Below are 12,252 nucleotides of genomic sequence, written 5' to 3'. Positions count from 1 at the left end.
TAAAAAACCCTTAGAAATCTTGATAGCTAAATCATCTTATTCAGGTAAGATAGCCCAAAGAGCATCTAGCATTAGACGCAGTAGGATATGTTTCAGTTTATTCAGCAGCAACAAGACTTAACACCAGTCTTAGAAAAAATGGATCGTAACGAAGTCTATGGACTCGATACAGAATTCATCAAAGTCGATACCTTATGGCCAAAGTTAGGCGTATTTCAAATCAATGTCGAAAACAATGTCTATTTACTCGATGGTACGACACTCGATTTATCTGAATTTTGGAATAAACTTTTTCGTGCACAGCAAAATGTCTTTCATGCATGTAGCGAAGATATCGACCTGATTTATCACTATGCACAGCATAAAACCTTAAACAATGTATTTGATACCCAAGTGGGCATGTCTTTTTTAGGACATGGTCTACAAGTGAGCTATCAAAATGCCCTGAAACAAATGTTGGATGTCGATATCGATAAAGGGGAAACGCGCTCAAACTGGTTGGCGCGACCATTAAGCCCTGCACAACTGAGCTATGCGGCAAACGATGTGCTGTACTTGATGAATCTTTCAGAAAAAGTTAAACAAGAATTAGATTCAAAGTCACTCCTAAACTTTGCTCTTGAAGACTGTCAGCATCTGACGCAAGAAATCGCGATAGAAACGCCTTTGCATTTACTCTATCAAGATATTGGTAACTATCGACATTCACGTCGTCAGTTAATGCAGTTACAGCAGTTGGCAGTGTGGCGTGAACAGATGGTAAAAGCGCTTAATACGCCACGTAGTTTCATTTTGAAAAACTCAAGTATGATTGATTTGGTTGAGAAAAATCCAAAAAATGCTTTTCAGTTATCGGGTGTAAAAGACATACGTCAAAACGTTGTCCGCGAGCATGGCAAAACTATTTTAGATTTAGTGAAGTTCTTGCCTGAGCAAGCAGATTGGCCGCTACGCATGGCACGTCCCATCCGTCATTCTTCAAAAGATGTAGGGGAGAAGATTGATCACTTAATTCAAAATGTGGTCAATGAAACCAGCATTCCTAAAGAAGTGTTGATGCGCAAAAAGTGGATGAATGCGCTGCATCAACATGTAGTTTTTCATAATGATGAGCAAGACTTGCCTGATTATTTATTAGGTTGGCGCTATGATTTGTTAACCCAACCTTTAATTCAACTCCTACGCCGTGATGAAAGCTATCTTTCGACGCAAATGAAAGTCATGGATTAATAATTAGTCAATTGGTCTGAAGTTTGAATATTTATACAAAATCACGACTGATGCGTTAATCATGACTAATGTCAGCTGCTTTTATTTGATGTATCCTGTGGCTTGAGTTATTTGAGTGCTGTTTTAGATATGCAATGTTCTATTTATAAATCAAGCAAAAAAGATGAAATGTATCTTTATATTGCTTGTCCAACTGAAGCTGATCAAGCCGCTGAAGATTTTAGCCCATTGAATGTTTTACCTGAAGCTGTTCGTGTTGCATTTGGTCGAGCGACTTTTGTGATGTCGTTAGAGCTGAGTGAAGCGCGTAAATTGGCCCGTGTAAATGTATTGCATGTCATGGATTCGATTCAAACTCAGGGCTTCTTCCTACAAATGCCGCCAGAAGGATTAATCAATCCGAACGCTGCGGCACCAGAAGGCCTTCGTGGCGCATAAAGCATAATTCAGGAGTTGCACCGTGGATAGTTTTCTTTCAATGCTCGATTCAATTCCTGAAGACAGTATTGCTGTCACAGTTTACCTTTTGGGCAGTTTGCTAATTTTGTGGTGTTGGTATTCGATTGCCACACGCCTGCCGAAGCTATTGGGTGGCATCACATGGATGATGATCTTTGCCATTTTATTGACACCAACGGTTTCCGAAGGTCCAAACTCATCGATTGCACCCGCTATTTTTGGCTTGCTTTTCGGTGTGTTAACGAAAGAATCAGCACTCATTTGGTCAAATTTGTCACTGATTCTCTTTGTCATGGGGGTGGGGCTTGTGATCGGTTTCTTTTGGTCAAAATATGTGGCTAATAAAACCAAAGCAGTTGTCAGTAACAATCATTCACCGCTGTAATTAATAAAAATAAGGTTTAATCATGTCTGTTGAAACACAACAATTTACGGGTACAGATCAGTACATCGCTACCGATAGTTTAAAACTTGCTGTAAAAGCTGCACGTAGCTTACAAAAGCCTTTATTGGTCAAAGGTGAGCCGGGTACGGGTAAAACTTTACTGGCTGAACAAGTTGCTGAGAGCTTAGGCTTAAAATTATTGACTTGGCACATCAAGTCAACCACAAAAGCCCAGCAAGGTTTATATGAGTATGATGCGGTTTCACGTCTACGTGACAGCCAACTGGGTGACGACCGTGTTTATGACATTAAAAACTATATTAAACCGGGTAAATTGTGGGAAGCATTCACCAGTGAAGAACGTTGTGTTTTATTGATTGATGAAATTGATAAGGCGGACATTGAGTTTCCAAACGACTTGTTGCATGAATTGGATAAGATGTCTTTCTATGTATATGAGACGGGCGAAACCATTACTGCATCACAACGTCCTATTGTGATTATTACTTCAAATAATGAAAAAGAACTTCCAGATGCATTCTTGCGTCGTTGTTTCTTCCATTATATTGAATTTCCAGATGATGCAACCATGCGTGAAATTATTGATGTTCATTTTCCGCAAATTTCAACGGCATTGGTCAATGAAGCATTACAAGTTTTCTTCAAATTACGTCAAGTTCCGGGTCTAAAAAAACCACCATCAACCTCTGAGTTGATTGACTGGTTAAGCTTGCTGATGGCCGATGATATGCCAGAAGATGTACTGCGTAATCATGATAAGTCTAAAGCCATTCCACCTTTATATGGCGCACTCATTAAAAACGAACAAGATGTACAGTTGCTTGAACGTTTAGCCTTCATGTCTCGTCGCTAAAGGAGAAACACGCATGTTTGTGCGCTTGTTTTATACCTTACGCAAATACGGTGTTCCCGTCTCGACGCGTGAACTGATCGATCTGAATGAAGCTGTTGCTTCAGGTTTGGTCTTTGCCGATCAAGAAGAGTTCTATCAACTCGCCAAAACGATTATGGTGAAAGATGAACGCTTCTTTGACAAATTTGACCGAGGGATGAAAGACTACTTTGATGGGATTTCAACTTTTGATTTGGATGATCTACTCAATAAAGTTCAAAAGTTACCGAAAGACTGGTTCGATTTAGAACTCTTAGAAAAGCATCTAACTCCTGAGCAGCGTGAAGAATTAAAGAAAGCCGGTTCATTAGAAGAACTCATGAAAATGCTGGAAGAACGATTACGCGAACAGCATAAGAAACATCAGGGTGGAAACAAGATGATCGGCACTGGAGGAACGTCTCCATTTGGTGCTTATGGTGATCATCCTGAAGGGGTGCGTATTGGTGGGCCGGGACGTAAACGTTCTGCTGTAAAAGTTTGGGAACAACGTAAATATCAGAATTTGGATGATGATCAAATTCTCGGAACGCGCCAAATGCAAATGGCATTGCGTCGTTTGCGTAAGTTTGCCAGACAAGGTGCGGCTGAAGAGTTAGACATCGACGGTACAATTCGTGAAACCGCGAAGCAAGGCATACTCGATGTGCAGCTCGTGCCTGAACGTCGTAATCGCATTAAGGTGCTGATGTTGTTCGATGTGGGTGGATCGATGGATTCACACATTGCGCAATGTGAAAAACTTTTTAGCGCGGCGAAAACTGAGTTTAAAACTTTAGAGTATTTCTATTTCCATAATTGTTTATATGACTATGTTTGGAAAGACAATGTACGTCGCTCAAGCACCCGGATGAATACATGGGATTTATTCAATACCTACGGACGCGACTATCGTGTAATTGTGGTTGGAGATGCGTCTATGGCACCTTATGAGCTCAATTCTGTGGGTGGTTCGGTTGAATATATGAATGATGAAGCAGGCAATGTTTGGCTACAGCGTTTACGCAACCATTTTGAAAAAACAGCATGGTTGAACCCAGAAGAAGACCGTTATTGGCATTACACTCATACGATTGGTTTGATTAAGCAAATTTTTGAAGACCATATGTACCCAATGACCCTCAAAGGCGTTGAGGATATGACTAAGTATTTAGCACGATAAAGCTGGAAAGAAAGCACATTTTAAGAATAAGGATCATAAAAAATGGATCATCAAATTAATGGTATTGCTTTGCCTAATGAAGCGGGCTTTTTTGGGAAATATGGTGGTCAGTTTATTCCACCTCACTTAAAAGCGGCAATGGATGACATTAAAGTCGCTTACGAGCAAATTCGTGTAACAGAAGAATTTCAAACTGAACTTGCTGAACTGTTTGCACACTATGTTGGTCGTCCAAGTCCGTTGTTTTATGCAAAACGGTTATCTGAACAGTTGGGCGGGGCAAAGATCTATCTAAAGCGTGAAGACTTAAACCACACAGGCGCACATAAAATTAATCACTGTTTGGGTGAAGCGCTGCTTGCAAAATATATGGGTAAAACCAAAGTGATTGCAGAAACGGGTGCAGGTCAACACGGCGTTGCATTAGCAACAGCCTGTGCTTTGGTCGGAATTCCGTGTGAAATTCATATGGGGCAGGTGGATATTGAAAAAGAACATCCCAATGTCGTCAAAATGAAAATCCTTGGAGCAACACTCATTTCAGTGACACGTGGTACTGCAACATTGAAAGATGCTGTGGACAGTGCTTTTGAAGAGTATTTAAAAGATCCAACCCATTATATCTATGCTATTGGTTCGGTTGTTGGGCCACATCCATTTCCAATGATGGTGCGCGACTTCCAGTCGATTATTGGTAAAGAAATTAAAGAACAAACCCATGAGCGCTTTGGTGCGAACCCAGATTATGTGGTTGCATGTGTCGGTGGCGGTTCAAATGCTATGGGGGCTTTTACCGCATTTTTGAACGATGCAGATGTGAAATTGATTGGTGTCGAACCAGCAGGTCATGGTCTAGATACCGACATGCACTCGGCAACCTTAACTTTAGGTAAACCAAGTCAGATTCATGGTATGGCGTGTTATGTACTTGAAAATGATCAGGGTGAACCGTTACCAGTACACTCGATTGCTTCAGGTCTAGATTATCCTGGCGTCGGGCCTCAGCACAGTCTGCTGAAAGACTTGGGTCGTGTCGAATATACCACTGCGACTGATCAAGAGTGCTTGGATGCGTTTATGCGGTTGTCACGTGTTGAAGGGATTGTCCCTGCACTTGAAAGTTCACATGCCGTAGCATGGGCGCTTCGTGAAGCTCCAAAGTTGGCCAAAGATATTAAAATTGTGGTGAATGTATCTGGACGTGGCGACAAAGATGCAGACTATGTCGCTGAAAAATTAGGTCTGAATTAAGGTTTAAGTTTTTCATATTTACATATAAAAAATCCCTGTTTAGAGCAGGGATTTTTTATGATCTTGTTTTTATCATTAATAGCCAATGCTGAGTATATGTTTAAACACCTAAACATTAAAACTTAACCTGAAATATACTGTTGTAGTTGCTCAATCAGTTTCTTTTGATCATCCATTGCCGCTTTCACCAAGTCACCAATAGAAATGAGTCCCAATAATTTATCTTGTTCAACCACAGGCAAGTGACGTAGGTGGCGGTCTGTCATCAGGTCTAAACATTCTTCAACCGTAACGGCTGTTGTGACTGTCAGTACTTTGGCTGTCATAATTTCATTGACTGTGGTTTGCTTCGAACTACGTTCCATCAACATGACTTTGCGCATATAGTCACGTTCGGACAATATACCTACAACGCGTTCTTCGTGTGTGACCACAAGTGCACCAATGCCTTTATCTGCCATAAGTGAAATTGCTTCAAGAACCGTGGCTTCAGGGCTGATGGTGTAAATTGCTTGATGTACTTTATCTTTTAATACTTGAGCAACATTGGTCATAGGGCATATCCTCGGTTGTGGTTATTGTTTTATATTTAAATTAGCGCGATTTTAAAAAAAAGCAAATACTTTACAGTCATAGCTCTCAATAAAATAATAAGTTAATTACGTCTTATTGTTCTTAATGAGCCTTAAGCTGGCGACAGAATACGGTCATTGAAAAAAAAGTGACGCATTTGAGACGTACTGAGCTTCATACGCTTTGTGCCATTACATAGCGCAGGGGTGACTTTTAAGCGTGACAGAGTAGGCAGTAATGCGCTTTGGAAATCTTGTGGCGTGATTTTTTTAGGAATATAGTTTGGCCAGTGCAATTGAGCATATTGGTGTGCGTGTAAACCATTGAGCCAAAAAGGGAAAACATAGTCATCGTGATCTGAGGTCATCGCCCAGCCTTGCTGTTCAGCGTTGTAAAGCCCCCAAAGAATACCGCAGTACATCATGCCTCTTAGAATATTGATTTTTAAATATAAATGATTTGAAATCGGTTGTAGTTTCAAAATTTTGTACATAGCGTTATGTCATTAAGGAACATGACGCTATTTTAAATAATTAAGATGAAAGTTCAGTGTAAGCTTTGCATAACTATGTAAATAAATATGTCATATCAAAATGTTAGGCTCAAAAAAAACGCCACCTAGGTGACGTTTTATTATGCTTTCATGGTGGCAAGCTGTTGCCAGTATTGTGCTTTAAGCGAGTCGCGTTCTACGCGGAAACCTTGATAATAAAGTTCTGCTAAAAACAGTGCTGCTTTACCGTGGCCTGCACGTGCAACGCTTTCTAACTGTTGTACTGCTTCTACGAAGTTCATTTGTGATTGAATGGTGTTTACTGCATCCGCATACGCATGTTCTAAGTCATGATGAGAGATTTGTTGAATCATATTAAGCTCCTTATTCTAATTATGATCACTTAAAGGTAATTTTACCTTTAGATATAAATATCACGCTAATGTTAAATATTTATTACAAATTGCTGGAATTGTCAAATATATTGTCGAGTATTCTTCATCTTATTTCGTTTACATGATTAAACAATGAACAATCAAAAGATTGAATATGATAATAAAACAGGAAACTGTATTTTATAAGGAGAATAACATGACAAATACATTAGACGGTTTTGATTTTGATATGCCTCCAACTGTTTCTCAAATTGTAGCGTTGGCGCAATATCACCGAACACTATTAGATGAAGCAGTTTTCCATCAAGAAATTCATCTTGGGGATTTTTGTTTGGCACAACGTAAACGAGTTTATGATTTCACACGTCAGCTTGATGAAAATCAACGGGTTGATTTTTATGAAACATACAATGGGGAGCTAAGACGTATTGCAGATGACGATCCTGCACACCCTGCAGATGCAGAAAATGGTGTTGGGGCTTTCGCCATTATGATTGCATTGGGGGTAATTGCCTTGGTGCTCTATTTTGCAGTTATTCGTAGCATTGTTGGTTAGACTTCTGCTTTACAAACAATCTGACTTGCTGAAATTATGTCCTCTTTAGCATTAATGGGGACATTTTTCAGCATTTCAACTTGTGATTATGCAATTCGCTACTTACACTAGTTTCACTAGAGGTAGGTTATGCACATTGCGATCCAAAAAATTCTTAAATTAAAATCACAGATTACGCTTGTACAAATTTATAATGGTCTGATGGCATCGATCATTATACTTATTGTCATTTTATCGAGTATTGCTTTATCTCAGCCCATTTCTCCAAACCAATTTGAAAATGTAAGTCGCTTATCTCATCAAGCGACTTTCCCAGAAACACAAGTAATGGCACAAGATCTGGTTTTGGAAAACCAGATTTCCTATATTGATTATTTTAGATTAATGCAGGCTCATCAGTTTGAGCAAAATCGGGCGAAGCAGCTTCCGGCATTGGCTCCGGAGGTTCAATAATCGCAGGAATTTGATCAGGATGAGGTATGCTTTGCTTAATATTCGGATCAAGATTTAATTCTAGAATATGTCGAAGTTGCTCTTTATCTAAAGCGTTACTGACAATCACAAGGGTAAGACTTTCAGGGTGAATGTGTTTACGTATCGCATTTTGGACATCTAAAGGTGTGATCTCAGCTAAACGTTTTGGGTAGTCGGCTAAATAATTCGCATCTTGTTGATAAAACCCTATAGATCCGAGTTGTGCATTGATGTTTGCATTGCTGCTATAGCTGTTAGGTAGGCTGCGTAACATACCGGCTTTAGTTTCTTCTAACTGCTGTGCATCAATTGGTTGATGGACAAAGTCAACTAGGGCTTTATGCGCCACTTGTATGCTGTCCATGAGCTGATCTTGCTGGGTTGAATAACTTAGACTAAAACTTCCAGCCGCTTGGCTAAATGTAAAAGCACTGTTTGCTCCATAGGTGTATCCACGTTTAACGCGCAGTTCTTTCATTAAAATGGAGCTAAATCCACCACCACCCAACATACGGTTAGCCAGTTCGAGCGCTAAACGATCCGGATCATCCCGTGTGGTTGATAGATGTCCCATGGTGACATGGGCTTGAGTTGAATTAAACAGAATGTGTTGAATATCAAAGTTGGGTTTATCTTGTGGTAGAGCAAGTGGCTTTGCCGTTTCACCTTCTGGGAGGGCTGCACTTATTCGTTCAGCCAGTTTTTGTGCTTGTTTCACACTGAGTTGGCCTGTCAGTGCAATATTCATATTTTGACTAACTAGAAATTCATCTCTGAATTTTTTTAAGTGCTGAGTCGTAATTTTTTTAATACTGCCATTGGTGCCTGTAATCGGTTCCGCATAAGGGTGCGAACCGTAGAGCGCGCGATAAAAGCGAATACTCATCAATCGACTCGGGCTTTCTTTCAACTGTTTCTGACCCACTTGGGTATTACTTACCATCAAACTAATACTGTTATTTTTAAAAGTAGAGTCTTTTAATACTTCAAGCATCGTACTTACCGCAGCATCTAGTTTTTTAGGGTCAGACAACGAACGCAGTCGAACCACAAACATGTCACGGTGTGCAGCTACACTAAAACGAGCCCCGACTTGTTCAAAGGCATTCGCGATTTCAACTGCATCATGTTGCGTAGTGCCTTCATCGATGAGTTGTGCCGCCATATTGGCAACGCCATATAGTCCTTTTTCTACTTCTATATCTCGTGCAGAGCCTGCATTAAAGGTAAGTTGAATATCCACCATAGGTAAGGCGGGTGACTCAACAAATAGACTTCGAACTTTGTATTTGTTCTTAAGTTCATGTACATGTGGTGCTGTATAAAGGTCGCTAGTTTGAACTTGTTTTAAGCTTTGTAGAGAAGCAATAGACTGTAATGTACGTGGGTCATCATTGCTAACACTACTTGTACTTACATCTGCAATTACATTGGTAGTGCAAAAAGCAGACATGGTAATAAATAGCAGGCGAAAGGCGGTCTTTTGATTTTTCATTATTTTGCGGCCTTCTTTTCTGGTTGAAGGTACAACGTACTTAAGTTATCTCTGATAAAAGCAGTTTGAGCAACGTGCTGAATATCTTCAGGTGTAACCGCTTCAAAATGCTGTGGAAGCTGATCCATTAGTCGATAATTCAAGCCATTCACGGCTAAGTTTCCAATCATCTTTGCTTGCCCGATAATGTCATCTTGGCCATAAATTAAGTTTGCAACAAAGCGTGTGCTAATCCGTTCAAGCTCTTGTGGTTGAACAAGTTCTGTTTTGAGTCGCTCAATTTCATATTCAATGGCTTTTTGTAGCTCAGGAAGTTCCACGCCAGTGACTGGAAGTGCAGAGATACTAAACAAACTGTCTCCACGGTTATAAGGGTCATAACTGACACTCAGTGCGGTCGCTAATTTTTTGTCGCGTACAAGGTGCTGTTGTAATCGAGAGCTGATCCCGCTATCTAACAAGCTTCGAATAAGTGTAAGCGCGTAAACATCTTCTGGATTGGCTGTTGTTGCAAGTGATTTCACATTCCAAGCCATATATAAATTTGGCACTTCAACATTGGTATTTTGTTCCATGTGACGGTAACCAATGTTCTCAAACTCAGTCACATCATTGCGTACAGGTGTTGGATGACTTTTGATGTCGCCAAAGTATTTTTGAACTTGTCTTAGGGCTGATTCTGCATTGACATCACCCACAATCACCAAGATCGCATTGTTTGGGCTATACCATTTTTGATACCACTGTTTCACGTCATCTAGACTTATATTTTGCAAGTGTTTCATGTGCCCAATGACGGGTTGACGATAGTGACTCGTGGGATAAGAAATCCATTTGAAGCGTTCGAAAGCGAGTGAGCGGGGGTTGTCATCGGTACGCAGGCGTCGCTCCTCCATCACCACTTTAATTTCAGGGTCAAAGTCTTGTTTCCGTAGTAAGAGATTGCGCATACGATCGGCTTCAAGTTCTAAAGCCATCGGAAAGTAAGTTTTGGGATAAAGCTGATAGTAATTGGTGTAATTGGTAAATGTTGCAGCATTTACTGTACCGCCATAGATTCGACTTAAGCGACTGAATTCGTCATTGGGAACCTTGGATGTGCCTTTAAACATCATATGTTCCAGTACGTGCGAAATACCCGTTATATTCCCAGACTCATCAGTGCTACCGACTTTGTACCAAATTTGGGTCATGACCATTGGGGAGCGGTGATCTTCACGGATAATCACCTGTAAGCCATTGCTTAAAGTGGTTTCAAAACTACTGCGGGTAAGTTCACTGCGTATTTGTGCATGGGTAGTTATAGGTAAACAAAGTAGAGTTAAACCCAGTGCAACTAAACTTTTTTTATAAGAATGCGTGACTAATAAGTGATGCATATAAAATTTGGGCTCAGGTTGAAGTGAAGTTAAAGCATTTCAATAAATAACCATTCTTAAGAAAAATGCGAAGTAGATCAAGCGCCAGAAGTATTGATTTGTTAAGTGTTTACATAAAGTATTGTTGCTAAGCGAAAGCCTATCTTTTATGGTAGAATCCGTCTTTTTTAACGCAGTGCTTTTCAAGGATTCGGCATGCAACAGCAATCTAATGAGCAGAACAAATTTTTGATTGATGCTGATATCGGGGATGACGATGTCACACTACCAAGTTTACCTGTGGTCAATGTGCCAATCGTTGAAACAAAAGAGCAAACAGTTGTTAGTCCAGTTGTGGTTGCTGAAACAAGCGCAGAAGAAGCAGATGCATCTGCAAAAGGTGGTTTCTTTAGCCGCATGAAAGAAGGGTTAACCAAAACCCGTAAAAACCTTGCCGATGGTATGGTCAATATTTTGATCGGTGGTAAGGAAATTGATGATGAACTGCTTGAAGAAGTTGAAGAGCAGCTTTTAGTCGCAGACATCGGTGTTGATGCAACGAAAACCATTATTACCAACTTAACTGAACGTACTGCACGTGGCGATTTAATTTATTCGCACTCACTATATAAAGCGCTTCAGGAAGAGTTGGTGGCTTTACTAGCACCACGTGTGAAACCTTTACACATCGATCCGAACAAAACGCCTTATGTAATTTTGGTGGTGGGTGTAAACGGTGTGGGTAAAACCACAACCATTGGTAAATTGGCAAAACGTTTACAAGGTGAAGGCAAGAAAGTAATGCTTGCTGCGGGGGATACTTTCCGTGCGGCAGCGACTGAGCAGCTTCAAATTTGGGGTGAACGTAATAATATTGCCGTAGTTGCACAAGGTCATGGTGCTGACAGCGCTTCCGTAATTTTCGATGCGTTTGAAAGTGCACGCGCGAAAGGTGTTGATGTCTTGATCGCAGATACCGCAGGTCGTTTACATAACAAAGGTCATCTCATGCAAGAGTTGACCAAAGTAAAACGTGTCATGCAAAAAATCGATGCGACTGCGCCACACGAAGTTATGTTGGTGGTCGATGCAGGAACAGGTCAAAATGCGATTAATCAAGTAGAAATGTTTGATGAGGCAGTTGGTTTGACAGGCCTGACGATTACCAAACTCGATGGCACTGCGAAAGGTGGTGTACTATTTAATATTGCCAGTCGTACGCATGTTCCAATTCGCTTCATTGGTGTTGGTGAGAAAATTGACGATTTACGTCCTTTCTCTGCAAAATCCTTTGTTGCTGCTTTGTTCGAAACAGAGAAATAAGATTGAACAGCATTGTTTTAAAGTGTTAGATCAGTCACATAAACTCCGCTAAATGCGGAGTTTATTTTTTTATTCAATTTGTTTGTTTTAAAAACAAACATTTAGGAATCACTTAATGAATATAAGTGATTCTCCTGAGATTACACTAACGCCTAACACAATAGGCATCACTGTACATTTTGGGG

Annotated in this window: 14 protein-coding genes; 9 read left to right on the top strand and 5 right to left on the bottom strand. The window is 40.3% G+C overall.

All coding sequences use genetic code 11. From position 1 onward, the window contains the following. The first annotated feature begins 87 nt into the window (after positions 1-87). The 6 genes from AC0KVP_RS09290 to trpB all read left to right on the top strand — a co-directional run bounded on the left by AC0KVP_RS09290 (position 88) and on the right by trpB (position 5,400). Complete coding sequence (locus tag AC0KVP_RS09290; protein ID WP_473336213.1) at positions 88-1,230, top strand: ribonuclease D; 1,143 nt, start codon at positions 88-90, stop codon at positions 1,228-1,230. A 129-nt stretch (positions 1,231-1,359) separates the two neighbouring features. Further along, positions 1,360-1,668, top strand: coding sequence for a YcgL domain-containing protein (locus AC0KVP_RS09285; protein ID WP_004984643.1), 309 nt, complete (start codon positions 1,360-1,362; stop codon positions 1,666-1,668). A 22-nt stretch (positions 1,669-1,690) separates the two neighbouring features. Beyond that, positions 1,691-2,074 (top strand): hypothetical protein, encoded by a 384-nt coding sequence (locus AC0KVP_RS09280; protein WP_004697064.1) that lies wholly within the window; start codon positions 1,691-1,693, stop codon positions 2,072-2,074. 22 nt (positions 2,075-2,096) lie between these two features. After that, the gene (locus tag AC0KVP_RS09275) at positions 2,097-2,948 is read left to right on the top strand and encodes an AAA family ATPase (RefSeq protein ID WP_004697065.1); all 852 of its coding nucleotides are present in this window, start codon (positions 2,097-2,099) and stop codon (positions 2,946-2,948) included. Positions 2,949-2,961: 13 nt separating this feature from the next. After that, positions 2,962-4,149 (top strand): vWA domain-containing protein, encoded by a 1,188-nt coding sequence (locus tag AC0KVP_RS09270; RefSeq protein WP_004984640.1) that lies wholly within the window; start codon positions 2,962-2,964, stop codon positions 4,147-4,149. A 42-nt stretch (positions 4,150-4,191) separates the two neighbouring features. Then, the gene (gene trpB, locus AC0KVP_RS09265; protein ID WP_473336207.1) at positions 4,192-5,400 is read left to right on the top strand and encodes a tryptophan synthase subunit beta; all 1,209 of its coding nucleotides are present in this window, start codon (positions 4,192-4,194) and stop codon (positions 5,398-5,400) included. Between the two features lie 122 nt (positions 5,401-5,522). Here the strand turns inward: trpB and AC0KVP_RS09260 are convergent, their stop codons facing one another. From AC0KVP_RS09260 to AC0KVP_RS09250, 3 genes are all read right to left on the bottom strand, one after another. Further along, positions 5,523-5,954: a CBS domain-containing protein gene (locus AC0KVP_RS09260; protein WP_168159194.1), complete on the bottom strand. Its 432-nt coding sequence runs from the start codon at positions 5,952-5,954 to the stop codon at positions 5,523-5,525. Positions 5,955-6,085: 131 nt separating this feature from the next. Beyond that, positions 6,086-6,466: a DUF2750 domain-containing protein gene (locus AC0KVP_RS09255; RefSeq protein WP_004984635.1), complete on the bottom strand. Its 381-nt coding sequence runs from the start codon at positions 6,464-6,466 to the stop codon at positions 6,086-6,088. Positions 6,467-6,606: 140 nt separating this feature from the next. Then, on the bottom strand, positions 6,607-6,840 hold the full coding sequence (locus tag AC0KVP_RS09250) for an SEL1-like repeat protein (protein WP_004697075.1): 234 nt from the start codon (positions 6,838-6,840) through the stop codon (positions 6,607-6,609). A gap of 217 nt (positions 6,841-7,057) precedes the next feature. Between AC0KVP_RS09250 and AC0KVP_RS09245 the strand changes: the two genes are divergently transcribed. Then, positions 7,058-7,417 (top strand): hypothetical protein, encoded by a 360-nt coding sequence (locus AC0KVP_RS09245; RefSeq protein WP_004984633.1) that lies wholly within the window; start codon positions 7,058-7,060, stop codon positions 7,415-7,417. A gap of 129 nt (positions 7,418-7,546) precedes the next feature. After that, complete coding sequence (locus tag AC0KVP_RS09240; RefSeq protein ID WP_473336197.1) at positions 7,547-7,870, top strand: hypothetical protein; 324 nt, start codon at positions 7,547-7,549, stop codon at positions 7,868-7,870. Here the strand turns inward: AC0KVP_RS09240 and AC0KVP_RS09235 are convergent. Beyond that, entirely contained in the window at positions 7,794-9,386 is a 1,593-nt protein-coding gene (locus AC0KVP_RS09235; protein ID WP_473336194.1) for a M16 family metallopeptidase, read from the bottom strand. The two genes, AC0KVP_RS09240 and AC0KVP_RS09235, sit on opposite strands and share 77 nt — an antisense overlap. Then, entirely contained in the window at positions 9,386-10,765 is a 1,380-nt protein-coding gene (locus tag AC0KVP_RS09230; RefSeq protein WP_473336190.1) for a M16 family metallopeptidase, read from the bottom strand. The genes AC0KVP_RS09235 and AC0KVP_RS09230 overlap by 1 nt, the downstream gene beginning before the upstream one ends. Positions 10,766-10,960: 195 nt before the next feature. Between AC0KVP_RS09230 and ftsY the strand changes: the two genes are divergently transcribed. After that, positions 10,961-12,067, top strand: a complete 1,107-nt coding sequence (gene ftsY, locus AC0KVP_RS09225) for a signal recognition particle-docking protein FtsY (RefSeq protein WP_126036255.1) — start codon at positions 10,961-10,963, stop codon at positions 12,065-12,067. The last annotated feature ends 185 nt before the right edge of the window (positions 12,068-12,252 follow it).

This window comes from Acinetobacter sp. DL27 (assembly GCF_055810995.1).
This window is presented reverse-complemented; position numbering and strand designations above follow the sequence as displayed.